Below are 25,723 nucleotides of genomic sequence, written 5' to 3' on the forward strand. Positions count from 1 at the left end.
GCCCGACACCACCCGCGCCGTTCGGCGCCGGTCCCCACGTGGGGAGGGACCGGCGCCGAACGGCACGGGAGACCGCGGGCCGCAGGCCGGCGGGACGTGGGTCCGTCGGACCGGCGGTGTCCTCAGCGTCGTGACCGGCGGTGGCCTTGGCCTTGTGACCGGCGGTGGCCTCAGCGTCGTGTCCAGCCTGCCGCGCGTGCCGTCTCAGTCGCGTGCTCCTCCGCCCCGTCGGCCGCCGCGTTCAGCGCGGGGTCCTGTCCCGCCGCCCTGCCGCCGGCCGCCGCCGCGGCCGCCTGGGACGCGGTGAGGGCGGCGCGCAGGGCCGTGGTCGCGGCGGGGCTGTCGTCCAGGGCTCCGGCGATCCCTGCGGCCAGTGCCGCGGTGGCGGCGGCGTTGCGGGCACAGCGGGCTGCTGCCGCCGGGTCCGCCTCGGCGCCGTCCAGGGTGGTGAGGGACCGGGCCGAGAGCCGCAGTGCGTTCGCGGCCCGGCCTACGGGGGTCGTCGGAACGGTCTGGGCCGCGTCGGGGGTGACTCCCGCGTGCTGGCAGGCGGCCGCCGCGCGTTCGTAAGCGCTGCGGGCGCGGGCCGCGTGCAGTTTTCTGAGGGTGTCCCCCGAGGGGGGTTCTGCGGGACCGGTCATTGGTGTCTCCTCGATGACAGGGCCGTGAGGTCGGGCGGTGGGTCGCCGCGGGTCGTGTGTGGCTGGTCGCGCAGTTCCTCCCCCAGCCTTCGGCCGGGGGCACCCCCAGCGCCCCTTTCGGGCGCTTCTCCCGGGCCTCTTCTCGGATGTGCCGGTCAGCCGAACAGGCCCAGCGCGTTGTCCAGGGACCAGGTCTGCCAGCTGATCGCGAACAGGCCGGTCAGGGAGATCAGGGCCATCATCAGGTTCTGTCCCTGTTCCGCCCAGTCGTGGATCATGAGGACCAGGTAGATCAGGTTGAGCAGGCACCCGGCCACCAGCGCGACCGGGGTGAGGAAACCGGCGATCAGGCCCAGGCCCAGGGCGAGCTCCGCGTACGCCACCACGTAGGCCATCAGCCGGGGCCGGGGCGCCACGACGGTGTCGAAGCCCCGCCGGACCACCGGCCAGCGGTGTTTCTCCGCGACACCGGCGGCCCACCTGATGCCCCCGCCGCCGAACCACTGCTTCTTGTCCTTGTGCCGCCAGCTCTCCAGCCACCACAGGCCGAGCCCGACGCGGAGCACCGCGAACCATTCGGCACCGCTCAGCAAGGCTGATCGCATTCCGCACCCTCCCCGGATTCCCGCATGTACCTGACGACCCGTCAGTTCAGCGGAAGGCGGCGCGGGTCGCAAGGGGTCCGGCGGCTCTTGCTGGTACCGGCTCGCGGGCCTAGCCTGAATGCCGACGCCTTATCTGATGGGCCGTCAGATTTTTCTGGGACTCCGCAGGCAGCAGGGGGTAGGCATGGCAGAAGACGCGACCGGCACCCGGGATCTGCCCAGGGTGATCAGCGTGGACGACCACGTGATCGAGCCCGCGCACCTCTTCGAGAGGTGGCTGCCGGGCAAGTACCGGGACAAGGGGCCCAAGCCCTTCACCGCCGGCATCGGCGAACTCGCCTACGTCGGCGGCAAGTACCGGTTCACCACCGACCCCGAGGGCCAGATCACCGACTGGTGGGAGTACGAGGGCCTGCTCTTCCCGTACAAGCGGATCATCGCGGCCGTCGGCTTCTCACGGGACGAGATGACGCTCGACGGCATCACCCGGGAGCAGATGCGCCCCGGCTGCTGGGATCCCAAGGAGCGGCTCAAGGACATGGACATCAACCATGTCGAGGCCTCCCTCTGCTTCCCGACCTTCCCCCGGTTCTGCGGACAGACCTTCGCCGAGGCCGAGGACAAGGAGGTCGCCCTGGCCTGCGTCCGCGCCTACAACGACTGGATGGTGGAGGAGTGGTGCGGGGACAGCGGCGGCCGGCTGATCCCGCTGTGCCTGATCCCGCTGTGGGACGTCGACCTGGCCGTCGCCGAGATCCGGCGCAACGCGGCGCGGGGCGTCCGCGCGGTCACCTTCAGCGAGATCCCCACCTATCTCGGCCTGCCGTCCATCCACTCCGGCTACTGGGACCCGTTCTTCGCGGTCTGCGAGGAGACCGGCACGGTCGTCAACATGCACATCGGGTCGAGCTCCCAGATGCCGGCGGCCTCCCCGGACGCCCCGCCCGCCGTGCAGGCCTCGCTGAGCTTCAACAACGCCATGGCCTCGATGATGGACTTCCTGTTCTCCGGGGTGCTGGTGAAGTTCCCCCGGCTGAAGCTGGCCTACAGCGAGGGCCAGATGGGCTGGATTCCGTACGCCCTGGAGCGCGCCGACGACGTCTGGGAGGAGCACCGGGCCTGGGGCGGGGTGAAGGACCTGATCCCGGAGCCGCCGTCGACGTACTACTACCGGCAGATCTTCTGCTGCTTCTTCCGTGACAAACACGGCATCGAGGCGATCGAGACCGTCGGGGTGGACAATGCGACCTTCGAGACGGACTACCCGCACGTCGACTCGACCTGGCCGGAGACCCGGCGGGTGGCCGAGGAACACGTGGGCGGGCTGGACCCCGAGGTGGCCTACAAGCTGCTGCGCGGCAACGCCATCCGGATGCTGGAACTGCCCTTCGCGTGACCCGGCCGGTTCGGCGGGCCGTCCGGTGGGCAGGGGAGTCGGCATGAGGGTCTCCGTCGATGCCGACGTCTGTTACGGGTCGGGTGAGTGCGCCTTCCGGGCACCCGCTGTGTTCGGTTTCGCGGACGGGTACGGTTTCGTCCTGCCCGGACGCGCGGAGTCCGGACGGGACGGGGAATCCGGGGACGACGAACTGCTCCGGGACATCGCCGAGCGCTGCCCGTCCCAGGCGATCCGGATCGACGGCAAGAGGGTCACTGACTAGCGGATGAGCAGCACCGGCACGGATCTCACCGACCTCCTGGCCACTTTCGGCCGCCGCTACGTCCGCGACCTCCCCGGTCCGTGGGGCAAGGCCCGCGCCGCCCGCGTGCTCAACGCGTACCTGCGCGACCACCCCCGCCGGCGCGTCGTGGAGACGCTCGCCGGCGACCGGTTCGCCGTCGACACCCAGGACCTCATCCAGCGCTACCTGTACCTGTTCGGGGTGTGGGAGCCGCACATGACCCGCTGGCTGGGCGGCCGGCTGGCGCCCGGGGACTGCTTCGTCGACGTCGGCGCCAACATCGGCGTCTTCAGCGTCCTCGCCTCCCGGCTGGTCGGCCCGCGGGGCCGGGTGGTCGCCGTGGAGGCCTCCCCCGCCTTCCACCGGCGGCTGCGGCAGCACAGCGCGCTCAACGACTGCCGGAACATCCGCGCGGTCAACGCGGCCGTCTCCGACAGCCACCGCACCCTCACCTTCGTGCTCGTCAGCTCCCGGAACATGGGCGCCAACAGCATCGTGCCGTGGGACGGACCCGCCGAGTCCACCTTCGACATCGAGGCCGTGCCGCTGCCCGAACTGCTGCTGCCGGAGGAGATCGAGACGGCCCGGGTCGTCAAGATCGACGTGGAGGGCGCCGAGGGCGCGGTGGTACGCGGTCTCGCCCCGCTGCTGGAGAAACTGCGTCCGGACGCCGAGATCACCGTCGAGGTCACCCCGGAGCGGATGGCCCAGCTCGGCGACTCGGCCGACGACCTGCTGCGCACCATGACCGACGCGGGCTACCACGTCTACCGGCTCGCCAACAACTACGCGGCCGACAGCTACCCCCGCGCGCTGCACGGCGAGCCGGTGGTGCCGGTGCGCTGGGAGGGGCCGGTGACACAGGAGAGCGACCTGGTGTTCTCCAAGGTGGACGCGGCGACCCTGCCCTAGCCGCTGGTACGCCGATCCCGCCCTGGCAGCTGGTAGGCCGACCCCTACGCCGACCCGGCCCTGACCGCTGTTAGCCGGCCTCGCCCTGGCCCTAGTACGTCGGCGGGTACTGCCACTTGTAGTCCGCCAGTGCGCGGGCCCGGGCCGCCACCACCGCCATGCGGGCCTCCCGCTCCGCCGGGTCGGTGTGTGCGGACTGGCCGGTGACCTGGCCCTCCCACTTGCGGTACAGCAGCCCCACCCGGGCCGAGAACCAGCCCCGGCTCACCGCGTTCAGCGCCAGCAGCAGCCCGGTGTCCTCGGAGGCCGGCAACGCCATCCAGCCGCCGAGGGCGAGCAGCAGCTCCCGGCGGACGCAGAGGGTCGCCGGGTGGACCTGGGCCCGGAAGCCGTTCGCCGTCCAGAAGTCGAGCACCACGCCGCGTTCGATCGGTCCCTCCTCCGGGTCGCCGGGGAAGCCTGCCGTCGTACCGTCGGGCAGCAGGTCGAGGGCCCGTGCGGTGGACCAGCCGATACCGGGGTCGGCCTCCAGCGCGGCCAGATCACGTGCCAGTGCCCCCTCCGGCAGCTGGTCGTCGGCGTCGAGGATCTTGACGTACGGCCCCTCGGCGCGGGCCAGGGCGATGGTGCGGGCGACGCCCGGCCCGCCCGGACGGCCCTGCCGGAACGACACCCGGGCGTCGTCCGGGACGTACGGACGGACCTCGTCCCCGTACCCGTCCTCCTGGATCAGCCACCGCCACTGCCAGCCGGCCGGCAGCCGCTGCCCGCACAGGGACCGGTAGGCGTCCGGCAGGAAACGGGCCGCGGGGGCATGGACCGCGGTGACGACGGTGACGATCCGGACAGGACCGCTCACGGCCGCGCTCACCACCTTTCCAGACGGGTCGTGAACAGCAGTTCGGTGCGGTCGCCGGGGAGCGTGACCGCGGTGACGTCCACGACGCGGTCCCGGGTGTCGTACGACGTCTTGCGCAGCAGGATCACCGAGGTGCCGGCCGGCAGGTCCAGCTCGCGGGCCTCCTCGGGCGTCGGCGGGCGGGCGGTGCAGCGCTCCTCGACGCGGTCGACCTCGATGCCGACGGTGTGCAGCTGGTGCTGGGTGCCGCCGGGCCAGGGCTCCCTGGTCTCGTCCAGGAGAGCCGGGTTCGCCGCGACCAGGTCACGGACGAGGTAGGAGGTCACCAGGCTGAAGGGGGCGGTCTCGGCCGCGTGCCGGGTGCGGTAGGTGCGCTCCAGGAGAACGGTGCCCTCGGGCACCCCGAACGCGTCGGCGAGGTCGCTGGGCGCGGTGAGCTCGCGGTAACGGGCGAAGAAGACCAGGTCGTCGAGGACCAGGCCGGTGTCGTGCTCGGTGGCTCCGGTCTGGGCCCGGGTCGCCTCCGGCATCCGGGCGCGGTCCTTCTCCCACTGGTACCGGCCGTTGTCACGGATCGCGCGGGTGCGGGGGCGGCGCACGAAGGTGCCGCTGCCGTGCCGTCTGTCGATCAGTCCCTCGGCGCTCAGCAGACGCAGCGCGTTCTGGACCGTCGGCACGCTCCGGCCGTAGTGCCGGGCCAGCTCCGCCTCGGAGGGCAGCCGGGCGCCGGGCTTGCGTTCGCCGTCCCTGATGGACCGGCGGAGATCGTCGGCGATCTCCTCGTAGGCCTTGGGCACGGAGCCAGCCTACGACTCCTCAGCAGGAGTCGACGGGTCGAGCGGGTCCGCACGGGGGTGCGGGCGGTGCGCGGGTTGGTGCGCGCGGGTTGGTGCGTGGGGGATGGTGCGCGGGGGATGGTGCGCGGGTTGGTGTGCGAAGGCCCGCGGCCGGTTCCCGGCCGCGGGTCTGAGTCGCAGTAGGCGCTGGTACGTACGCAAGTCGCCCTTGCGCCGTTGCGTCTGGACTGTCCGTGCGGCTCAGCAGTCGAGCGGGGCGGCGGGGTGGTCGTCCGTGGTCTCCGACTCGGTGCTGTCGAGGGGCCGGTGCCGGCAGCTGGGGGACTTTCCGTGGGCCTCGGCCCGGATGCGCTGCTTCATCGTGGGGGGCAGTGACCTTGCGTGGGACCAGAGCCAGTGGGTCTGTGCCGGGATCATCACCCGGTCGGTGCCCTTGTCGTGGTCGTCACCGCTGCTGTTGCGCGGGGCCTCGGTCCCCGGTACGGCGGTGGCGGTGGTGGCGGCGACGAATCCGAGCGCCGTGAACAGCGCGAGGAATGCGGTGACGATGGCGGTCCACAGCTTCATGACCTTGGCGTTCCCGGCCATGGCCCCTCACTTTCGGGTTGGGCGATTTGCGTACTTTCCTCATGATGTGTATGGGGATCGCGAAGTGGGGGACCTCGACCCGTGGCGCGTCGATGTTCAGATGAACACCACCCGTATGGACGCACGAAGGCCGTAAAACCTTCGAAACCCGGTGAGAGCGGAGCAAAGTAACCGTCCGTGGGGGTGTGATCACCCTCCGATCGGAACGGCACCGTCCTGTGCAACGCCTTGCGGCGGGCCGGAGTTGGGGGCCGACGCCAGGTCACCGATCGGTCTCGGCCGGTGTGTATAGTCGGGCGCCAGAGGTCCCCTACGTCAAGGAAGAGACGAGGTCGCGCGGTGAAGAAGCTTCTCCTGGTCGCACTGGCCGCCATCGGCGGGCTCCTCGTGTACCGCCAGATCCAGGCGGATCGCGCCGAGCAGGATCTGTGGACGGAGGCGACTGACTCCGTGCCCACGGGTTCGTGAGTACTACCGACAGCAGACGACACTGAGACCCCGGCCGCCGCAGCGGTCGGGGTTTTCCGTTGCCCGGGCGACACCCGCACGGCGGGTGTTTCGGACGGTCGTACGGATCCCCGGGTGGCGCGGGGGCGCGCGGGGCAGTATGGGGCGCGTCCGGAACTTCGGCGGCGGGCGAGCGACGGCTGGGGGCGCGCGTGATACTGCGGTTGCGTACGGCGGGACGGCGGGGTGACCGGACGGCCGGTGCCCTCCGGTGGACGGCGCGCCCGGCCCTCCTGCTCCTGCGCAGGGCGCCGGCCGTCCTCGCGCCCGCGGTGCTGCTGACGGCGCTGCTGCCGGCCCCCTCGGCCGTGGCGGACGGGGGCAGTGGTTACGCCTTCGCCGCGCACGCCCGTACCGTCCACGGGGCGACCGGCACCGCGGACGCGGAACCGCTGGAGCCCGGCACCGTCTACCGCAGCAGCCTCCCGGACAAGGGCGCGCGCTACTACCGCCTGGAACTGCCCGCCGCCGAGACGGCCTACGTGCCCGTCACCGCCGTGCCGCCCGCCGACGCCACCGTCTCCGCGAGCGACGGCATCGCGGTCTCGGTCGAGAACGCCAACGGGACCTCCTGCGACTACCAGGGCGCCCGCTTCGGCGCCGGACTGAGCCCCCGGCCGATCACCGCGGTGGGACGACGGGACGCGGGCCGGGCGCTGTGCCAGGACGCGGGCACCTACTACGTGGTCGTCGAACGGCTCGTGACCGGCTCGAAGACCACCACCCCGGGCAGCTGGGACCTGGAGATCGCACCCATCACCGAACCCGCCCTGGCCAGAGCGGGCGCCACCACCGCGCCACAGTCCTGGGACTCCGCGTCGCCCCGACCGCTCACCGGCGACCCCCACCGCCGCACCGCGGGCGCCGGCTTCAGCACGGCCCGCACCCTCGGCGAGGGCGTCTGGGGGACCGACATCACCCCCGGCCAGACCCTCTACTACGCCGTCCCGGTCGACTGGGGACAGCAACTCCACGCCACCGTGGACCTGGGCAGCACCAGCGGCGACGCCCACGGCTACGTCAGCGCCGCGCTCAACCTCTCCCTCTACAACCCCGTCCGCGGCTACGTCGACGACATCTCCCTCGGCTACGACGGCACCCAGAAGTCGTCCTCCCTCGACCCGCTGCCGCCCGTGGCCTACGCCAACCGGTACGCCGTCTCCGGCGAGGAGAACGCCGTCCGCTTCGCCGGCGCCTACTACCTCGTCGTCCACCTCACCGGGCAGACATCGGACACCTTCGGGCAGGGGCCGTACGGTGTGACCCTCCGGGTCCGGGTCGACGGCACCCCGAACTCCGGCCCGGCATACGCCGGTTCACCGGTACCGAAGGACGTCTTCGACGCGCCGGCGGTGGACCGGGGAGACCTCGTCAGCGCGGCCGGCGACGACGACCCGGCGATGCGGGCGCTCGCGGCCGCCGGGATCGGCACGGGGACGGCGCTGCTGCTCGTCCTGGGCGTGTGGACCCTGACCGCCAGGCGCGCTCAGACCCGGGTCAACGCCCAGAAACCCACGGCGTAACAGGCCAGCGCGAGCAGCAGGATCGGGACCGCGGCCCTCGCGGGCGGACCGGCCCGCCGCACCCGCCGCCGACGCCGGCCGTGCGTCCGGGTGGCCGGCGGCGGGCTCTGGGGGTCACGGGCGGTGTAGGTGGCGGTGGTCCCGTCGGCATCCGGTGTGCGGGCCGGGGGGAGCGGCTGCGCCGGAGGCCAGGGCGCGCCGGCCGACTGCTCCGGTCGGGGCTGTGACGGGGGCAGGGGCAGGGGCGGGGACTGCGGCTGGGCCAGGGGCTCCCACCGGTCCAGGGGCTGTGCCCGCTGCCGGTCCAGGGGCTGTGCTTGCGGCTGTTCCTGCGGGAGGGGCTGTGGCTGGGGCTGTTGCCCGGCGTACGGCTTAGGAGGCGTCGGCGGCTGCGGTGGGGGGAGGCGGAAGCTGCCGGTGTCGGACATGGAGGCGGGAACCTGACCGGTACCGGCGACAGGCGGAGCGCCCTGACCGCCGCCCGTCCCGGGCTGGGACTCCGTGGAGGCGGGGGCGCGATACGACGGCGTTGCCGGGCCTGTCGGGTATGTCGTTCCCGTCCTCGTGTCAGAACCCGGGCTCGGGCCCGTACCCGTCGCCCCCTGCCGCGCATCCACCCCGGACGCGGGCCTGGCCGGGCCCGACGGTCCGAATCCCTCGGGTAGCGGCCCCAGTTGGTCGAAGATCTCGATCGACTCGTCGTCCGCGTCCGTCTCCGGGAGGAGCTCCCTGGCCTCGGCGAGCGCCCTGCGGGCTCCGGTGGCCGTGTGGAAGCGCGCGCGGGGGTCCGGCTGGAGGAGGTTGGCGACGACCTGCCAGAGCGGATCGGGGATGCCCTTGGGGGCACCCGGGGTGCCGTGTTCGGCGAAGTACTGGACGAGCGACTTGGCGTCGGGCTTGGCGCCTTCGAGGAGATACAGGGCGACCAGGCCCACGGCGAACAGGTCGGCCGTGAAATCGGGCTCCGCGCCCAGGAGTTGCTCAGGTGCGATGTAACCCGGCGTGCCGACCACGAGGTTGGTCTCGGTCAGCCGGGCCTCGCCGAGCCGCATCGCGATGCCGAAGTCGGACAGTCTCAGCCGCGGACGTGCGGTGCCGGTGGCCTCCAGCAGGATGTTGGCGGGCTTGATGTCCCGGTGGACCACGCCCTCCGCGTGCACCGCCCCGAGACCGGAGAGCAACTGGTCGAGCAGGACGCAGACGAACGACGGGGGCAGCGGACCGTAGTCCCCGACGAGGTGGACCAGCGAGCCGCCGGCGACCAGGTCCATCGTGAACAGGACCTTGTCGTCGTCGGCGGCCCAGCTGGCCGGTGCCAGCACATGGGGATGGTCGATGCGCAGCGCCTGCTCCCGCACGAAGCGCAGCAGCGCGTGGGCGTCGCTCTGCTGGAGCACCTTGGCCGCCACGTAGCGCTTGCGCCGGTGGTCCCAGGCACGCCAGACGGCGCCCACTCCGCCATGACCGATCGGGTCGGCCAGTTCGTACCGGCCCGCGAAGACCTCACCCATGACTGCCCGCTGCCCTCCCCCTCGAGTCCCCCGGCAACCCCCCTTGCCCGCTACCCCCCTTGCTTCCCCCGGATGAGCGATACGACCCCTCTCGCGTGACCCCCACGCCAGGACCGCGTCCCGCCCGGTGCACCGGACCCCCTCCGGTGTACCGGGCCGAGGCTCAGCTCTGGTGCGACTGGTAGTGCGTGACCGCGTCCGAGGTGCGGCCGGCGCCGTACACCCGGAGGAACTCCGCCAGCTCCGGGTGGGTCGACGCGAGTGTGTCGGCCGCGTCGATGATGTCGCCCGCGGCGGCCACCGAACGCAGCAGCGACTGGATCTCGCGGACGACCCGCTTGACCGTCGGCGCTCCCGAACCGCTCGTCGTCTGCGTGGTGTTGCTGAGCACCGAGCCCCCCTGGGACTTCTTGATCTCGTCCATGCGCTCGGTCGCCTCGGCCGCGCTCACGCTGCCGTCGGCCACCTGGGCCGCCAGGTCCTGGAGCAGCTGCACCCGCTGGACCACGGCCGGGTTGCCGATCTTCGCCCGCTGGCCGCTCATCAGCTGCGACAGCATGGGCGCGGACAGTCCGAGGACCGCCGCCAGACGAGCCTGGTTGAGCCCCAGGTCGTCGATGAGCTTACGGAAGAGCGCCCCCAGCGGCTCTCCGTACCAGTTCCGCTGCAGCTCCCGCGCTCTGGCGGTGGCTTCCTGCTGTGCGGCGTCCATTGCGTCTCCCCATCGCTTCCCCAAAAAAACCACGGTTCGCTACAGCGAACCTCGCCGAGCATCTTACGGAGAGTGGTCATCCGCGGGGACCCCCAATCTTTTTGCGAGGTACGGGGGGTGACCCGGTACTCTGGTGTGCGGCACCGACCGGCGGACCTCCCGCTCGGCCGGTCGCTTCCCGTACGGGGCCTTAGCTCAGTTGGTAGAGCGCCGTCTTTGCATGGCGGATGTCAGGGGTTCGACTCCCCTAGGCTCCACAAAAAACCCCTCTGACCTGCATGAAAGCGGGTCAGAGGGGTTCTTCGTGTTCAGGTGTGTCCACAGGCCGTTTCACGTGAAACACCGTGGCGGGACGAATCAGCGCTGATCGTCCGGGGACGCGTCCTCCTCCGCCGCCTTGGCCTGGACCTCGGGGTCGAGCGGAGAGGTCCCGTCCACCGAGTCGAGGCGGCCCGTCTCCGGGACCTCCGTCGCGGCGGGCGGCTCGACCAGCCAGTCCGGGTTGGCCTGCTTGTCCCACCACTTCCAGGCGGCGAAGGCAGCACCGGCCGCCGCGCCGGCCACCACGAACGCCTTGAACACCCGGCCGTACACCGAGCGCCGGGCGTTGCGGCGAGCCAGCTTCTCGATCTGCTCGGCCGAGACGTTGCCGCGCAGCGCGGCCAGCGCGGCGGCGCCCCGCGTGGTGGCCTCCTCGCGGACCGGGCCGGCCGCCGCCACGGCCTGCTCGATCTTCGGACGTGAGTAGTCGGCGGCCTGCCGGGCGGCCTTGCGCGTCAGGTCGGCGGCGTCGTGCGCGGCCTGGTCCACCATCGGCGGCACATGGGCACGGGCCTGTTCCAGACGGGGCACGAGACGGGCGTCGTACTGGACGCGGGCCTGCTCAGCGGCCTGCGACACCACGGGCGCGAGCCGTACGCGTGCCTCCTGCGCGTAGTAGGCGGCACGCTCCTTGGCCGTGTCGGCGTAGGGCGCCACCACTTCCGCGGCGTGCCGCACGCTGTCCTTCGCCGAGCTGGTCGCGGCGCGCACGCTCTCTTTGCGGGTCACGGGTTTTCCTCCTCCTCGGTGGCGTACGGTAATTCGACTTTCCACCCTTTTACGGATCATGCCTGCCGACGGGCCGAGCGGCGCGCGAGGACGGGCATACGGGTGCAACCAGAGCTAAGAGGGGCTTGCCGACGACAATGCCACGGATCGGCTCCCCGCGCTCCCGTGCGACGGGGACTCCGCCGGGTTTCCGCAAGCGATTGGTGAGGATGTCCGCCAGGAAGCGGCCGGCGGGCTCCGCGGCCGCCGTAGCGTGCGAGGATCGTCGCGTCACATCCAACGTGGGGCCGAACCCCGCGCACGCGAGCACGACGGAAGGCGGATCGTGGCCGAGCAGCTGTACGCCACCCTGAGGACCAGCCTCGGCGACATCGAGGTCCGGCTCTTCCCGAACCACGCGCCGAAGACGGTCAGCAACTTCGTCGAACTGGCGCAGGGTGAGCGTGAGTGGACCCACCCGGGAACCGGCGAGGTCTCCACGAACCGGCTGTACGACGGCACCCTCTTCCACCGGGTGATGAGCGGCTTCATGATCCAGGGCGGCGACCCGCTCGGCAACGGCCTCGGCGGCCCCGGCTACAAGTTCGAGGACGAGTTCCACGTCGAGCTGCGCTTCGACCGCCCCTACCTGCTCGCCATGGCCAACGCCGGCCCCCGGACCAACGGCTCCCAGTTCTTCATCACGGTCAACCCCGCCCCCCACCTCAACCGCAAGCACACCATCTTCGGCGAGGTCACCGACGCGGCCGGCCAGAAGGTCGTGGACGCCATCGCCGCCGTCCCGGTCACCGGGCCCAACAAACGGCCGGTGAAGGACGTGGTCCTGGAGACCGTCGTCATCGAGAAGCGCGCGGGCTGAGCGGCCGGTACGGAGCTCCGAAGGGAACCAAACGCCCCGCCCGTCCGTAAGGATGTGCGGGGCACAATGTCGCTCACGACGAACGAGGGGACCCCATGGAGGACCAGGCGGCAGGCAGCACGCACGGCGCGCACAGCCTGCCCAAGTGCTACCGGCACCCGGACCGGGAGACCGGCGTGCACTGCACCCGCTGCGAGCGCCCCATCTGCCCCGAGTGCATGGTCAGCGCCTCCGTCGGCTTCCAGTGCCCCGAGTGCGTCCGCGGCACCACCGCCGGCCGGAGCGGCCCGCCGCCCGCCGCCTCCCGGCCGCGCACCCTCGCCGGCGGTACCGTCACCGCCGACCCCAGGCTGCTCACCAAGATCCTGATCGGCGTCAACATCGCGATCTTCCTGGTCCAGCTCTCCGTCGGGGACAGCTTCACCAACCGCTTCGACCTGATCGGGCAGGCCTGGTTCCCGCAGTACGGCGCCGTCGAGGGCGTCGCGCAGGGCCAGTACTACCGGATGCTGACCGCGATGTTCCTGCATGACAGCTCGAACTACATGCACATCGTGTTCAACATGCTCAGCCTGTGGTGGATCGGCGGCCCCCTGGAAGCGGCCCTCGGCCGCGCCCGCTACCTCACGCTCTACTTCGTCTCCGGCCTGGCCGGCAGCGCCCTCAGCTACCTGCTCGCCGCCCAGAACCAGCCCTCGCTCGGAGCGTCCGGCGCGATCTTCGGCCTCTTCGGCGCGACCGCCGTGCTGATCCGCCGGCTCAACTACGACATGCGGCCGATCATCGCCCTGCTGGTGATCAACCTCATCTTCACGTTCAGCGGCGGCATCGCCTGGCAGGCCCACATCGGCGGTCTGGTCGCCGGTGTGATCACCGGGTACGCGATGGTGCACGCTCCGCGCGAGCGGCGGAACCTGGTCCAGTACGGCACCTGCGCACTGGTCCTGTTGGTCACCGTGGTGATCACGGTCATCAGGACCGCGCAGCTCACCTGAGCCTGTTCACGGCGGCTCACCGCACTTGTACCGCACCTATACCGAACCGTTGTCCACAGTCGGTGGCCGATCTTGTGCACAACGTGCGCGTACACCTGTGCCCCCTGTAATCCGCCTGCGTTTCTGCAGGTCAGGCAGGGGGCACTGGGTTGGGCGGCGAGTGTTGTGGTAGTCGTACCGGCGTCAATGCTTGATGGGTTATCCACAGATCGTCGTTCTTTTCCCCAGGAGGGTGTGGACAGCGGATCAAGCCTGTGGATAACTCAGCGAACAGCCCTGGGGAGAGCTGTTGGCCGGGCTACTTCCACTGGGTGGAGACGCCGAAGCCGGCCGCGATGAAGCCGAAGCCCACGACGATGTTCCAGTTGTCGAGGCTGTCGATGGGGAGCGAACCGTCGGTCACGTAGAAGACGACGATCCAGGCCAGTCCGATGAGGAACATGGCCAGCATCACCGGCGCGACCCAGGCACGGCTGTTCAGCTTGATGGCGGTCGCCTGCTTCGCCGGGGGCGGCGTGTAGTCGGCCTTCTTGCGGATACGTGACTTCGGCACGAGGGTCTCTCCTGTCGATGCGCTGCGTGGCCGCGCAGGTAACTGGGTCGGGCTCGGGGCAGCGTACAAGGGGACAGTAAGGGCTCACTGAGTGCTCCCCCGGGCGTCCGTTAGCGTAGTGCTTCTACGGCGCCGAAGGAGATAAGGGTACGTTGAGCAATTCTGCCGACTCCAACGCGACCGGATCAACGCCTTCCGGGCCGGCTTCCAGGCGAGGCTTCCGACCGGTGCGGATTCTCACCGTGGGTGTCTTCGCCCTCGCCGGTCTCCTCTTCTTCACCAGCTTCAACACGGCCAAGGGCACCGACATCCGCTCGGACGACAACCTGCTGAAGCTGTCCGACCTGATCCAGGAGCGCAGCCGCAAGAACAAGGAGCTCGACGAGTCCAACGCGAGCACCCGCGACGGCAACGAGAAGCTCGCCGAGCGCGACGACGGCTCCACCAAGGCCCAGGACGACAGGCTCACCGGCCTGGAGAAGGACGCGGGGACCCGGAGACTCACCGGCAGGGCGATCACGGTCACGCTCAACGACGCCCCGCCGAACGCCACCGCCAAGCTCCCCGGCTATCCCGAGCCGCAGCCCGACTACCTGGTCATCCACCAGCAGGACCTGCAAGCCGTGGTGAACGCGCTCTGGCAGAGCGGCGCCCGGGGGATCAAGGTCATGGACCAGCGGCTGATCTCCACCAGCGCGGTGCGCTGCGTCGGCAACACCCTGATCCTCCAGGGGCGGGTCTACTCACCGCCGTACAAGATCCAGGCGGTCGGGGACCCGGCGAAGATGCAGCAGGCGCTCGCGGACTCCGAGGCGATCCAGAACTACATGGTGTACGTCAACGTGTACGGCCTGGGCTGGAAAGTCACCGAGGACGGGACGGTGACTCTTCCGGGCTACTCGGGCACAGTGGACCTGCACTACGCGAAGCCCGTGAAGTAAGCAGCGCGTCACTTTCTGGAGCCGCCGGTGCGCGTGATCGTCAGGACCGTCAGCGAGCTCTGCGTCACCGTCGGCGCGCTCATCGTGCTCTTCGTCGCGTACGTGCTGTTCTGGACCGGTGTGAAGGCCGACGGCGTCATGCACGACCAGATCGACCAGTTACAGAGGCAGTGGTCGGACGGCGCCACGGTGCGCCCCACGGCGCGGGCCTCCGCCGCGGCCCGGCCCGCCGCGTACCACTACGGCAGGCCTTTCGCGATCATGTACATCCCGCGGTTCGGTTTCACGTGGAACAAGCCGGTCCTCGAGGGCACCGGCACCGACGTGCTGAAGAAGGGGCTCGCCCACTACGCCAGGACCGCCCGGCTCGGCCAGCGGGGCAACTTCGCGGTCGCCGGCCATCGGCGCACGTACGGCGACCCGTTCCTCGACTTCCCGGAGCTCCGTAAGGGTGACGCGATCGTCCTGACCGACGGGACGACCTGGTTCACGTATCGGATCGACAAAGGCCCCTACAAAACAGTTCCGACGGACGTTGAAGTGATCGACCCTGTGCCACGTAAGTCGGGGTATACGCGTCCGGGGCGCTATCTCACGCTGACCACGTGCGATCCGGAGTGGGGGCACAGTCATCGGCTGATCGTCTGGGCGCATCTGGACTCCACACAGGCTGTGGAGGCAGGCAGACCGGCGGCGCTGCGCCGTTAGTCTGGTGCAGTACGGCGGGATTCTGGTGCCGTGGCGGAACGGAAGGGACGGCATGTACGGCTGGATCTGGCGGCATCTGCCGGGGAACGTGTGGGTGAGGGCGCTGATCTCGCTCGTGCTGGTCCTGGCCGTGGTCTACGTCCTGTTCCAGTACGTCTTCCCCTGGGCCGAACCACTGCTGCCCTTCAACGATGTGACGGTGGACAACCAGTGAGCGCGCGGATTCTCGTCGTCGACAACTACGACAGCTTCGTCTTCAACCTGGTCCAGTACCTGTACCAGCTGGGCGCCGAGTGCGAGGTGCTGCGCAACGACGAGGTGTCGACGGCGCACGCCCAGGACGGCTTCGACGGCGTCCTGCTGTCGCCCGGCCCCGGCACCCCCGAGGAGGCGGGCGTCTGCGTGGACATGGTCCGGCACTGCGCCGCGACCGGTGTCCCGGTCTTCGGGGTCTGCCTGGGCATGCAGTCGATGCAGGTGGCGTACGGCGGTGTGGTGGACCGGGCGCCCGAGCTGCTGCACGGCAAGACCTCGCTGGTGGAGCACGCGGGCAAGGGGGTCTTCGCGGGCCTGCCGACCCCGTTCACCGCGACCCGCTACCACTCGCTCGCCGCGGAACCGGCCACGGTCCCGGCCGAGCTCGAGGTGACCGCCCGCACCCACGACGGGATCATCATGGGGCTCAGGCACCGTGAACTCCCGGTCGAGGGCGTGCAGTTCCATCCCGAGTCGGTGCTGACCGAGCACGGGCACCTGATGCTGGCCAACTGGCTGGTGGAATGCGGTGACCAGGGGGCCGTGGCGAGGTCGGCGGGGCTCGCCCCGGTGGTGGGCAGGGCCACGGCGTGACCGCGCTGCGCCCCGAGCGCGAGACCGATACCCCGTACGGGGGTCAGTCGTACGGGGGATCCGGCGCGCACGGGGAGACGGCGTTTCTTCCGCCGGTCGGGGAGCCGACGGCGTACCTCCCGCCGATCGACGAGGAGACCGTCGCCCTGCGGATCCCCGATCCGCCCCCCATATCGGCTTCTGCGGGCACGGCAGCCTCTTCCACCACGGGAGTCCCAGGGGGCGGCCGAGCGGCCCGCAGAAAGGCCGCCAAGCGCCGCGGTGGCCGTCACGGCGGCGCACCGGAGGCTCCGGCTCAGGAGACGCAGGGGAACCGGGCGTCGGGTCGCCCGCTGTCCCGGGTGGAGGCGCGTCGCCGGGAGCGGCTGCGCAAGCCCAGTCCGGCGGTCGTGGCGAGCCGGGCGATAGGCGAGGTGTTCATCACCACCGGTGTGCTGATGCTGCTCTTCGTCACCTACCAGCTGTGGTGGACGAACGTGCGCGCGCACGCCCAGGCCGGCAGCGAGGCCAGCTCGCTGCAGAAGGACTGGGCGAGTGGCAAGCGTGCCCCCGGTGTCTTCGAGCCCGGCCAGGGTTTCGCCATCCTGCACATCCCCAAGCTGGACGTGGTGGCGCCGATCGCCGAGGGCGTCAGCAACAAGAAGGTCCTCGACAAGGGCATGGTGGGGCACTACGGCGAGGGTGCGCTGAAGACCGCGATGCCGCAGGACAAGACCGGCAACTTCGGTCTTGCCGCGCACCGCAACACCCACGGTGAGCCGTTCCGGTACATCAACAGGCTGGTGGCCGGGGACGCCGTGGTGGTCGAGACGCAGGACGAGTACTTCGTGTACAAGGTGACGTCGATGCTGCCGGTGACGTCGCCGAGCAACGTGAGCGTGCTGGACCCGGTCCCGAAGGGTTCGGGTTTCACCAAGGCGGGCCGGTACATCACCCTGACCACCTGTACGCCGGAGTTCACCAGCAAGTACCGGTTGATCGTCTGGGGCAAGATGGTGGAGGAACGCCCGCGCAGCAAGGGCAAGCCAGACGCGCTCGTCGAATAAGGGCTTAAGGGCTAAGGGCAGAGGAACAGTGGCAGCGACCGCCGACGACACCGCAGAGCAGACCGACGCGCCGGAGGCGGGGCCCGGGCCGGGCCGTCGGCCGATCGGCAGGATCGCGACCGCGGTCAGCGTCCTGGGGGAACTCCTCATCACGGCGGGCCTGGTGCTCGGCCTGTTCGTCGTCTACTCGCTCTGGTGGACGAACGTGATAGCGGACCGCAAGGCGGACCGGGAGGGCGACAAGGTGCGTGACACCTGGGCCCAGCAGGACACCGGCCCCGGCGCGCTGGACACGAAGGACGGCATCGGGTTCCTGCACGTGCCGTCCATGAAGAACGGCGAGGTGCTGGTCGAGAAGGGCACGTCGACGGAGATCCTCAACGACGGCGTGGCCGGCTACTACACGGACCCGGCGAAGGCGACGCTGCCCACCACCGGGAAGGCCGGCAACTTCACCCTGGCCGCGCACCGGGACGGCCACGGCGCGAAGTTCCACAACATCGACAAGGTGAAGGTCGGCGACCCGATCGTCTTCGAGACGCGTGACGACTGGTACGTCTACAAGGTCTACGACATCCTCCCGGAGACCTCGAAGTACAACGTCAAGGTCCTCTCCCAGGTCCCGACGGAATCCGGCAAGACCAAGCCGGGCCACTACATCACCCTGACCACCTGCACCCCGGTCTACACAAGCCGCTACCGCTACGTCGTCTGGGGCGAGCTGGTCCGGGTCCAGAAGGTCGACAGCAAGCGGACTCCGCCGAAGGAACTGGGCTGACTGAGCGCATGACGAAGGCCCGAAGCCGCAACTGTCCCTTGCGACTTCGGGCCCTTTCACGTCAGGCCGTGCTCACTCCAGGATCCTCAGAGGCTCCCGGCACTCCACTCCTCCAGCACCCCACGGTGTACGGCGGTGATCGACGGGCGTGCCGGGGATGTGGGTGATGCGCTGGTCGATGCGGTCGTCGAGATCCGGTAGCTCGGTCGAGGCGGAGTTATCCACAGGCTGTGTCCGGGCCGGCGTGACCGGCTCCCACTGAATGGAAGCGGCCCCCGTCCGGGGAACCCGGGCGGGGGCCGACTCGTGTGGGCGGGGTGTCAGCCGGTGGTGCCGCCGAAGAAGTTGGTGCCGCCGTTGTTGCCGCCGTTGTTGTTGCCGTTGCCCACGTTCACCGTGGTGAGGGTGATCTGCGTGTTGCCGGGGTCGTCGACTCCGGTGTTCGCCTGCGGGTCCTGGCTGGCGACGATGGCGTTGTCGCTGGAGTCGCCGTTCACCTGGATGTTGGTGAAGCCGGCTGCCTGCAGGGTCTGTCGCGCCTGCTTCAGGGTCTGGGTGACCACGCTCGGCACGGCCGTCTGCTGCTTGGCCTTGCCGATCTGGATGTTCACCGTGGAGTTCTTGTCGACCTGCGTGCCCTTCTGGGGGTCGGTCGAGATGACCTTGCCGACCAGGTTGGCGTCGTCGGTCTCCACCTCGGTGCAGTTGCCGGTCAGGTTGTTGGCCGTCATCTGCGCCTTGGCCGCGTCACAGGTCTGGTTGGTGACGTCGGGGACCGTGGACTTCTCCTCGGCCTTGGCCACTTCCAGGGTGATGACCGAGCCCTTCTCCTTCTCGGTGCCCGGGTCGGGGTTCTGGCTGAGGACCGTGCCCTCGTCCTGGGTGGAGACGGTCTTGGTGATCTTGACCTTGAAGCCCTTGTTCTCCAGCTGCGTGGTCGCGGCGTCGACGTTCTTGCCGATCACGTTGTCTACCGCGACCTTCGGCGCGCCCGTCGAGATGACCAGGTTGACCGTCGAACCCTTCTTGACGTCGGCGTTCGGCTGGGGGTCCTGGCTGCAGACGTTGCCCTTGGGCTGGTTCGCGCAGGTCTTGCTGGTGGTCGCCAGGACGAGACCGATGTTGTCGGCCATCTTCTTGGCGGAGTTCTCGGTCTGCCCGACGAAGGTCGGCGTGGAGACCGTGTCGTTGCCAGCCCCGCCCCCGAACGCCCACTTGCCGATCAGGATGGCGCCGACCAGCACCAGGACGCCGGCGACCACGAGCAGGATCGTCGACGTGTTGTTCTTCTTCTGCTGGCGGCGGCGGTCCGGGCGGTCGTCGTAGCCGTAGCCGCCGTCGTCCGGGTTCATGGGCGGCAGCATGGTGGTGGCGCCGGCGTCCGCGCGCAGCGCCGTGGTCGCCTGGTCGTCCGGGTAGCCGCCGTAGCCGACGGAGCCCATGGCGGCGGTGGCCGCGACCGGCTGGCCGTCCAGGCACGCCTCGATGTCGGCGCGCATCTCGTCGGCCGACTGGTAGCGGTAGTTCGGGTCCTTGACCAGGGCCCGCAGGACGATCGCGTCCATCTCGGGCGTGATCTCAGGGTCGAACACCGACGGGGGCTGCGGTTCCTCACGTACGTGCTGGTAGGCGACGGCCACGGGGGAGTCGCCCACGAAGGGCGGTCGTACCGTCAGCAGCTCGTAGAGGAGGCAACCGGTCGAATAGAGGTCGGAGCGGGCGTCCACCTGCTCGCCCTTGGCCTGCTCGGGAGAGAGGTACTGGGCGGTGCCGATGACCGCGGCCGTCTGGGTCATGGTCATGCCGGAGTCGCCCATGGCGCGGGCGATGCCGAAGTCCATCACCTTGACCTGGCCGTTGCGCGTCAGCATGACGTTCGCCGGCTTGATGTCACGGTGGACGATGCCGCTGCGGTGCGCGTACTCCAGGCCCTGGAGGATGCCGATGGTCATCTCCATCGCGCGCTCGGGCAGCAGCTTGCGTCCGGAGTGCAGCAGCTCGCGCAGGGTCGAGCCCTCCACGTACTCCATGACGATGTACGGGATCGAGACCCCGTCGATGTAGTCCTCGCCCGTGTCGTAGACCGCGACGATCGCGGGGTGGTTGAGCGAGGCGGCCGACTGAGCCTCCCGGCGGAACCGGGCCTGGAAGGACGGATCACGCGCGAGGTCCACGCGGAGCGTCTTCACGGCCACCGCGCGGCCGAGCCGCGTGTCATGCGCGAAGTAGACCTCCGCCATGCCACCACGGCCGAGCACGTGGCCCAGCTCGTACCGGCCGCCGAGGCGACGCGGCTCTTCCATAGCTACCTACCAGCCCTCTCCGTCGGTCCCGGCCGCCACGGGTGTGTGGCCGGAGGCTGCCGTCCGGGCCTACCGTACCCGGCTGTGTTTGTGTGACCTGGCCAAGCCCGTAACCCGATACAGGACCGGTATCGCAACGTGCACCGATGTGAAGCGAACGTGATCGGGCTCACTTCTTGGAGTTGATGACCGCCTCCATCACGCTCTTCGCGATCGGGGCCGCGAGGCCACCGCCGGAGATGTCGTCACGGTTGGCCTGGTCGTCCTCGATCACCACGGCGACCGCGACCGGCTTGCTGCCGTCGGGGAGCTTGGCGTAGGAGATGAACCAGGCGTAGGGGTTCTCGCTGTTCTCCACGCCGTGCTGGGCGGTACCGGTCTTGCCGCCCACGGTGACGCCGTTGATCTGCGCGTTCTTGCCCGTGCCGTCCTTGACGACCGTCTCCATCATGGACTGGAGGACCTGGGCGTTGGCGGAGGAGAGCGGCTGGCTCATCTCCTCGGGGTCGGTCTGCGAGATCGTGTCGACACCCGAGGACTGCAGCTTGTCGATCATGTACGGCTTCATCAGCTTGCCGTCGTTGGCGACCGCGGAGGCGACCATGGCCATCTGCAACGGGGTCGCGGCGGTGTTGTACTGGCCGATCGAGGACAGCGCGGTCTGCGACTGGTTCATCTTGTCGGAGAAGACCGAGGCGCTGGAGCGGACCGGCGTGAACTGCTCCTGGTCGAAGCCGAACTTCTTCGCCTCGGCCAGCATCTTGTCGTTGCCGAGGTCGGCGCCGATCTTGCCGAAGACGGTGTTGCAGGAGTACCGCAGCGCGATCCGCATGGTCGCGTTCTTGCAGGGGATGCTGCCCTCGTTCTTCAGCTCGGTGGTGGTACCCGGCATGACGTACGGCAACGGCGACTTGGTGGCCTCGTCCGCGGAGGTGTACAGCCCGTTCTGGAGCGCGGCCGCGGCGGTGACCACCTTGAAGGTGGAGCCCGGCGGGTAGGTCTCGCGCAGCGCCCGGTTGAGCATCGGGTCGTTCGGGTTGTACTTCTTCTGCAGCTTCTTCCACGCGGCGGCGTCGGTGTTCGAGTTGCCGGCGAAGACCGAGGGGTCGTACGACGGGTACGAGGCGAGCGCCAGGATCTTGCCGGTGGACGGCTCCAGGGCCACGACCGCGCCCTTGCCGCCCTGGCTCTTGAGACCGTTGTAGGCGGCCTTCTGCGCGGCCGCGTTCAGCGTGGTGACGACGTTGCCGCCCTGCTTCTGCTTGCCGGTGACCATGTCGAGGGTGTTGCGGAAGAAGAGCCGGTCGTCGTTGCCGGTGAGGATGCCGTCCTCGAGGGACTCCAGCTGGTTGGCACCGAAGGCCTGTGAGGCGTAGCCGGTGACCGGCGCCCACATGGCGCCGTTCTTGTAGGTGCGCTTGTACTTGAGGTCGTTGAGACCGGACGAGCTGGACGCGGTGGAGCCGGTGATCGGGTTGCCGTCGACGATGATGTCGCCGCGCGGGGTGGAGTAGCGGGCGATGGTGACGCGGCGGTTCTTCGGGTCCGTCCGCAGGGTGTCTGCCTTGACGTACTGGAGCCAGTTGTCGCGCAGCAGCAGGGTGAGGACCAGGAGGCCGCAGAAGATCGCGATCCGGCGCAGGGGCTTGTTCATGACGGGCGGACCACCTGGGTCATCTCGGCGTCGGGGGTGGCGGCGGGGGCGGGTGCCGGGCGGCGTGCCGTGTCGCTGATTCTGATGAGGATGCCGATGAGGGCCCAGTTGGCGATGACGGAGGAACCGCCGTAGGCCAGGAACGGCATGGTCATACCGGTCAGCGGGATGAGGCCCATGACACCGCCGGCGACGACGAAGACCTGGAGCGCGAAGGCACCGGAGAGGCCGACGGCGAGCAGCTTGCCGAACGGGTCGCGGGCGGCGAGCGAGGTGCGCACACCGCGTTCCACGATCAGGCCGTAGATCAGCAGGAGCGCCATGATGCCGGCCAGGCCCAGTTCCTCGCCGAAGGTGGCGAGGACGAAGTCCGAGTTGGCGGCGAACCGGATGAGGTCCGAGTGGCCCTGGCCGAGGCCGGTGCCGAGGGTGCCGCCGGAGCCGAAGGCCCACAGCGCCTGCATCGACTGCTCGGAGTGGCCGGCCACGCCCTGCTGGCTGAGCGTGTACTCCTTCATCGGGTCGAGCCAGGCCTGGACACGCTGCTGGACGTGCGGTTCGAAGCTGGCCACGCCGACCGCGCCGGCGCCGGACATCAGCAGACCGAAGACGATCCAGCTGGTCCGCTCGGTGGCGACGTACAGCATGATCACGAACATGCCGAAGAACAGCAGCGAGGTACCGAGGTCGGTCTCGAAGACCAGGATGAGGATGGAGATGAACCAGACGACCAGGATCGGGCCGAGGTCGCGGCCGCGCGGCAGGTAGAGGCCGATGAAGCGGCGGCTGGCCAGCGCGAGGGCGTCCCGCTTCACCATCAGGTAGCCGGCGAAGAAGATCGCCAGGACGATCTTGGCGAACTCACCGGGCTGGATGGAGAAGCCGGCCACCGAGATCCAGATCTTCGCGCCGTAGATGTTGGCGCCGAGGCCCGGGACGAGCGGGAGGAGCAGCAGGAAGAGCGCGCCCACCATGGAGATGTAGGTGTAGCGCTGGAGGACGCGGTGGTCCTTGAGGAAGATCAGCACCACGATGAAGAGCGCGATGCCCATCGCCGTGTAGAGCAGCTGGCGGGGGGCCGCGGTGCCGGCCTGTTTGATGGACTGGAGCAGTTTGGACTGGTCCAGCCGCCAGATGACGACGAGTCCGAGGCCGTTGAGCAGCGTGGCCAGCGGCAGCAGCAGCGGGTCCGCGTAGGGGGCGAACTTGCGTACGGCGAGATGGGCGACGCCGGCCATCAGACCGAGTCCCAGGCCGTAGCTCAGCAGGCCCGCGGGGACCTTGTCGTCGATGGCCAGGCCCACGTTGGCGTAGGCGAAGACCGGGATGACGACCGCGAACACCAGGAGGGCGAGCTCGGTGTTGCGCCGGCTCGGCGCGCCGATCGCACCGATCGTGGACGTGTGGTGTGTCGAGGTGTTGGTGGAACTGCTCATGGTGTGACGGGGCCTCTCACGGCTTGCCTACTGCTTACCGCACAGCGAGACGACCTTCTGCTCATCCTCCGAGAGGGTGGGGCCGGGGCTGGGGGTCGCTGAGGGGGACGGGGACGGTGACGCCGTGGAGGACGCCGATTTCGAAGGGCTTGGCGAGGCCTTGGACGTGAGAGAGGTCTTGGTGGTTCCCGTGGTGCCGCCGGCCTCGCCCTGGCCGGTCTTGGAGCTGGTCTTCGACTCGGACGCGGCGCGCTCCGACTCCTTCTTGCAGGCGGACGCCTGCACGGCCAGCTCCTGGACCTTGGACCGGGCGTCCTTGAGACCGCCCTCGGCGATGGTGGCCTTGACCTGCTTCTGCTGGTAGGGCGGCAGGTACTTGAGTTCGATCTCGGGGTGGTCCTGTTCGACCTTCGACAACGACACCCAGGCCAGGTCCTGGCTGATGCCCTGGTACAGGGCGACGTGCTCGCCGTTGGCGCCGACGTAGTACTGGGTCTGGGTCCAGCGCCAGCCGCCGTAGAGGCCCCCGCCGATGACGGCGAGGGCGAGCACGCTGTAGAAGGATCTCTTCAGCCACCTGCGGCCCTTGCGGGGCTTCACGAAGTCGTCGTCGGTGTAGTCGCCGAAGCTGCCGTCCTGGACGTAGCCGGTGGTGTCGCCGGAGCCGGGGGGACCGAACTCGCCGCCTCCGCCGTGGCCCTGCCTGCCGAGGCTGGCGGCGCGGCCCGCCGGGGTCTGCATGAAGCCGTTGTCGTGCAGGTGCTGCTGGTTCTCGGCGACGGCGCCGACCACCACGGGGGTGTCGGAGAGCTGGCTCGCGAGGGTGTCGCCGGTGTCCAGGTCGAGGACGTCCGCGATGATGACGGTGATGTTGTCGGGGCCGCCGCCGCGCAGCGCGAGCTGGATCAGCTCCTGCACGGTCTCCTGCGGGCCCTGGTAGCTGGCGAGGGTCTCCTCCAGGGTCTGGTGGGAGACGACGCCGGAGAGTCCGTCGGAGCAGATGAGGTAGCGGTCGCCGGCGCGCACCTCGCGGATGGAGAGGTCCGGTTCGACGTGCTCGCCGCTGCCCAGCGCGCGCATCAGCAGGGAGCGCTGCGGGTGGGTGGTGGCTTCCTCTTCGGTGATCCGGCCCTCGTCGACGAGCCGCTGCACCCAGGTGTGGTCCTGGGTGATCTGGGTGAGCACACCGTCACGCAGCAGGTACGCGCGGGAGTCGCCGACGTGGACGAGGCCGAGGCGCTGGCCGGTCCACAGCAGGGCGGTGAGGGTGGTGCCCATGCCCTCGAGCTGCGGGTCCTCCTCCACCATGGCGCGCAGCTGGTCGTTGGCGCGCTGCACGGCGTGGCCGAGGGAGGTGAGGATGTCGGAGCCGGGCACGTCGTCGTCGAGCGTGACCAGGGTGGAGATCACCTCGGAGGAGGCGACCTCGCCGGCGGCCTGGCCGCCCATGCCGTCGGCGATGGCGAGCAGGCGGGGACCGGCGTAACCGGAGTCCTCGTTGCCCTCCCGGATCATGCCTTTGTGCGATCCGGCGGCGAAGCGCAGTGACAGACTCATGCGCACCTCGCCCGTCGGCTCCGGGTACATCCGCACGGTGCCCACCCTCCGGTCGGGAGCGCGCAAGGGGCCGGCGTCCGGTCCGCCGCTGCGTGCTCGCTCCGCTCGCGCCTAATCATGATGTAGCACTACTTCCGCAGCTCGATGACGGTTTTCCCGATGCGGATCGGTGCGCCCAGCGGGATCGGCGTCGGAGTCGTCAGCCGGGACCGGTCCAGGTACGTGCCGTTGGTGGAGCCGAGGTCCTCGACGATCCACTGGCCGTCGCGGTCCGGGTAGATCCTGGCATGGCGGCTGGAGGCGTAGTCGTCGTCCAGCACGATCGTCGAGTCGTGGGCGCGGCCCAGGGTGATGGTCTGGCCCTGGAGGGCGACCGTCGTCCCGGTCAGCGTGCCCTCGCTGACGACCAGCTTGCTGGGGGCGTTGCGCCGGCGGCCGCCGCTCGCGGGCTGCTGGCCGCGCTGCTGCGGGGGCGCGGCCTGCTGCCGGGCGGCGGGCTGCTGCCGGCGGCCTTCTTCCCTACGCGATCCGCGCTGGGTGACGCGCGTACCGAACAGGTCGCTGCGGATGACCTGCACGGCCACGATCACGAACAGCCACAGTACGGCCAGGAAACCCAGCCGCATGACCGTGAGGGTCAGCTCTGACATTGCCCCC

27 protein-coding genes and 1 tRNA gene are annotated in these 25,723 nt (G+C 69.9%); 14 read left to right on the forward strand and 14 right to left on the reverse strand.

Annotated features, from left to right (window positions below; translation table 11 throughout):
* Positions 1–170 precede the first annotated feature (170 nt).
* On the reverse strand, positions 171–641 hold the full coding sequence (locus MB828_RS10490; protein WP_301647920.1) for a hypothetical protein: 471 nt from the start codon (positions 639–641) through the stop codon (positions 171–173).
* Positions 642–796: 155 nt separating this feature from the next.
* Positions 797–1,246 (reverse strand): DoxX family membrane protein, encoded by a 450-nt coding sequence (locus tag MB828_RS10495; RefSeq protein WP_133023690.1) that lies wholly within the window; start codon positions 1,244–1,246, stop codon positions 797–799.
* A gap of 184 nt (positions 1,247–1,430) precedes the next feature.
* On the opposite strand from MB828_RS10495, the gene MB828_RS10500 reads away from it, so the two are divergent.
* The 3 genes from MB828_RS10500 to MB828_RS10510 are packed head-to-tail and all read left to right on the forward strand — an operon-like array spanning position 1,431 to position 3,840.
* Positions 1,431–2,642: an amidohydrolase family protein gene (locus MB828_RS10500; RefSeq protein WP_301647921.1), complete on the forward strand. Its 1,212-nt coding sequence runs from the start codon at positions 1,431–1,433 to the stop codon at positions 2,640–2,642.
* Positions 2,643–2,685: 43 nt separating this feature from the next.
* Positions 2,686–2,907 carry a ferredoxin gene (locus MB828_RS10505; protein WP_133023688.1) on the forward strand — a complete coding sequence of 74 codons (222 nt, stop codon included), beginning with the start codon at positions 2,686–2,688 and terminating at the stop codon, positions 2,905–2,907.
* 3 nt (positions 2,908–2,910) lie between these two features.
* Entirely contained in the window at positions 2,911–3,840 is a 930-nt protein-coding gene (locus MB828_RS10510; RefSeq protein WP_301647922.1) for an FkbM family methyltransferase, read from the forward strand.
* Between the two features lie 91 nt (positions 3,841–3,931).
* On the opposite strand, the gene MB828_RS10515 is transcribed toward MB828_RS10510, so the two are convergent.
* From MB828_RS10515 to MB828_RS10525, 3 genes are all read right to left on the reverse strand, one after another.
* Positions 3,932–4,711, reverse strand: a complete 780-nt coding sequence (locus MB828_RS10515; RefSeq protein WP_430381356.1) for a glycosyltransferase family 2 protein — start codon at positions 4,709–4,711, stop codon at positions 3,932–3,934.
* Positions 4,708–5,496: a GntR family transcriptional regulator gene (locus MB828_RS10520; protein WP_301647924.1), complete on the reverse strand. Its 789-nt coding sequence runs from the start codon at positions 5,494–5,496 to the stop codon at positions 4,708–4,710. The genes MB828_RS10515 and MB828_RS10520 overlap by 4 nt, the downstream gene beginning before the upstream one ends.
* A 240-nt stretch (positions 5,497–5,736) precedes the next feature.
* Positions 5,737–6,084 (reverse strand): DUF6344 domain-containing protein, encoded by a 348-nt coding sequence (locus MB828_RS10525; RefSeq protein WP_133023684.1) that lies wholly within the window; start codon positions 6,082–6,084, stop codon positions 5,737–5,739.
* A 339-nt stretch (positions 6,085–6,423) separates the two neighbouring features.
* Between MB828_RS10525 and MB828_RS10530 the strand changes: the two genes are divergently transcribed.
* Positions 6,424–6,552 (forward strand): DLW-39 family protein, encoded by a 129-nt coding sequence (locus tag MB828_RS10530; protein WP_003999697.1) that lies wholly within the window; start codon positions 6,424–6,426, stop codon positions 6,550–6,552.
* A gap of 191 nt (positions 6,553–6,743) precedes the next feature.
* Positions 6,744–8,114 carry a hypothetical protein gene (locus MB828_RS10535; protein WP_301647925.1) on the forward strand — a complete coding sequence of 457 codons (1,371 nt, stop codon included), beginning with the start codon at positions 6,744–6,746 and terminating at the stop codon, positions 8,112–8,114.
* Here MB828_RS10535 and MB828_RS10540 read toward each other — a convergent pair.
* Positions 8,078–9,625, reverse strand: a complete 1,548-nt coding sequence (locus MB828_RS10540) for a serine/threonine-protein kinase (protein ID WP_301647926.1) — start codon at positions 9,623–9,625, stop codon at positions 8,078–8,080. The genes MB828_RS10535 and MB828_RS10540 overlap by 37 nt on opposite strands.
* 163 nt (positions 9,626–9,788) lie before the next feature.
* Entirely contained in the window at positions 9,789–10,337 is a 549-nt protein-coding gene (locus MB828_RS10545; protein WP_133023682.1) for a helix-turn-helix domain-containing protein, read from the reverse strand.
* 184 nt (positions 10,338–10,521) lie between these two features.
* Between MB828_RS10545 and MB828_RS10550 the strand changes: the two genes are divergently transcribed.
* Positions 10,522–10,594 (forward strand) — tRNA-Ala (locus tag MB828_RS10550).
* A 100-nt stretch (positions 10,595–10,694) separates the two neighbouring features.
* Here MB828_RS10550 and MB828_RS10555 read toward each other — a convergent pair.
* Positions 10,695–11,387: a DUF5324 family protein gene (locus MB828_RS10555; RefSeq protein ID WP_133023681.1), complete on the reverse strand. Its 693-nt coding sequence runs from the start codon at positions 11,385–11,387 to the stop codon at positions 10,695–10,697.
* 325 nt (positions 11,388–11,712) lie between these two features.
* Between MB828_RS10555 and MB828_RS10560 the strand changes: the two genes are divergently transcribed.
* Together MB828_RS10560 and MB828_RS10565 are read left to right on the forward strand one after the other, a co-directional pair.
* Entirely contained in the window at positions 11,713–12,246 is a 534-nt protein-coding gene (locus tag MB828_RS10560; protein WP_133023680.1) for a peptidylprolyl isomerase, read from the forward strand.
* Between the two features lie 95 nt (positions 12,247–12,341).
* A complete protein-coding gene (locus tag MB828_RS10565; protein ID WP_301647927.1) occupies positions 12,342–13,241 on the forward strand; it encodes a rhomboid family intramembrane serine protease in 900 nt (299 codons plus the stop codon).
* A 298-nt stretch (positions 13,242–13,539) separates the two neighbouring features.
* Here MB828_RS10565 and crgA read toward each other — a convergent pair whose 3' ends face one another.
* Positions 13,540–13,794, reverse strand: a complete 255-nt coding sequence (gene crgA / locus MB828_RS10570; protein ID WP_046727637.1) for a cell division protein CrgA — start codon at positions 13,792–13,794, stop codon at positions 13,540–13,542.
* A gap of 152 nt (positions 13,795–13,946) precedes the next feature.
* Here crgA and MB828_RS10575 point away from each other — a divergent pair, with 152 nt between their 5' ends.
* Genes MB828_RS10575 through MB828_RS10600 form a run of 6 tightly spaced genes read left to right on the forward strand, consistent with a single transcriptional unit; the run spans position 13,947 to position 18,116 of the window.
* Positions 13,947–14,735: a DUF881 domain-containing protein gene (locus MB828_RS10575; protein WP_301647928.1), complete on the forward strand. Its 789-nt coding sequence runs from the start codon at positions 13,947–13,949 to the stop codon at positions 14,733–14,735.
* 27 nt (positions 14,736–14,762) lie between these two features.
* Positions 14,763–15,443 carry a class E sortase gene (locus MB828_RS10580; RefSeq protein ID WP_301647929.1) on the forward strand — a complete coding sequence of 227 codons (681 nt, stop codon included), beginning with the start codon at positions 14,763–14,765 and terminating at the stop codon, positions 15,441–15,443.
* Positions 15,444–15,495: 52 nt separating this feature from the next.
* A complete protein-coding gene (locus tag MB828_RS10585) occupies positions 15,496–15,657 on the forward strand; it encodes a hypothetical protein (RefSeq protein ID WP_046727640.1) in 162 nt (53 codons plus the stop codon).
* Positions 15,654–16,292, forward strand: coding sequence for an aminodeoxychorismate/anthranilate synthase component II (locus MB828_RS10590; RefSeq protein ID WP_133023676.1), 639 nt, complete (start codon positions 15,654–15,656; stop codon positions 16,290–16,292). Before MB828_RS10585 ends, MB828_RS10590 begins: the two co-directional genes overlap by 4 nt.
* A complete protein-coding gene (locus tag MB828_RS10595) occupies positions 16,289–17,338 on the forward strand; it encodes a class E sortase (protein ID WP_301647930.1) in 1,050 nt (349 codons plus the stop codon). Before MB828_RS10590 ends, MB828_RS10595 begins: the two co-directional genes overlap by 4 nt.
* Positions 17,339–17,366: 28 nt before the next feature.
* Entirely contained in the window at positions 17,367–18,116 is a 750-nt protein-coding gene (locus MB828_RS10600) for a class E sortase (protein WP_301647931.1), read from the forward strand.
* A gap of 320 nt (positions 18,117–18,436) precedes the next feature.
* Here the strand turns inward: MB828_RS10600 and pknB are convergent, their stop codons facing one another.
* The 5 genes from pknB to MB828_RS10625 form a co-directional block, all read right to left on the reverse strand.
* Positions 18,437–20,419 (reverse strand): Stk1 family PASTA domain-containing Ser/Thr kinase, encoded by a 1,983-nt coding sequence (gene pknB / locus MB828_RS10605; RefSeq protein WP_301647932.1) that lies wholly within the window; start codon positions 20,417–20,419, stop codon positions 18,437–18,439.
* Positions 20,420–20,588: 169 nt separating this feature from the next.
* The gene (locus MB828_RS10610) at positions 20,589–22,073 is read right to left on the reverse strand and encodes a peptidoglycan D,D-transpeptidase FtsI family protein (RefSeq protein WP_301647933.1); all 1,485 of its coding nucleotides are present in this window, start codon (positions 22,071–22,073) and stop codon (positions 20,589–20,591) included.
* Positions 22,070–23,509: an FtsW/RodA/SpoVE family cell cycle protein gene (locus tag MB828_RS10615; protein ID WP_046727646.1), complete on the reverse strand. Its 1,440-nt coding sequence runs from the start codon at positions 23,507–23,509 to the stop codon at positions 22,070–22,072. Before MB828_RS10615 ends, MB828_RS10610 begins: the two co-directional genes overlap by 4 nt.
* A 27-nt stretch (positions 23,510–23,536) precedes the next feature.
* Entirely contained in the window at positions 23,537–25,096 is a 1,560-nt protein-coding gene (locus tag MB828_RS10620) for a Stp1/IreP family PP2C-type Ser/Thr phosphatase (protein ID WP_207920633.1), read from the reverse strand.
* A gap of 98 nt (positions 25,097–25,194) precedes the next feature.
* Positions 25,195–25,716, reverse strand: a complete 522-nt coding sequence (locus MB828_RS10625) for an FHA domain-containing protein FhaB/FipA (RefSeq protein WP_046727648.1) — start codon at positions 25,714–25,716, stop codon at positions 25,195–25,197.
* Between the last annotated feature and the right edge of the window lie 7 nt (positions 25,717–25,723).

The organism is Streptomyces arenae, assembly GCF_022343545.1.
GTDB lineage: Bacteria > Actinomycetota > Actinomycetes > Streptomycetales > Streptomycetaceae > Streptomyces > Streptomyces humi.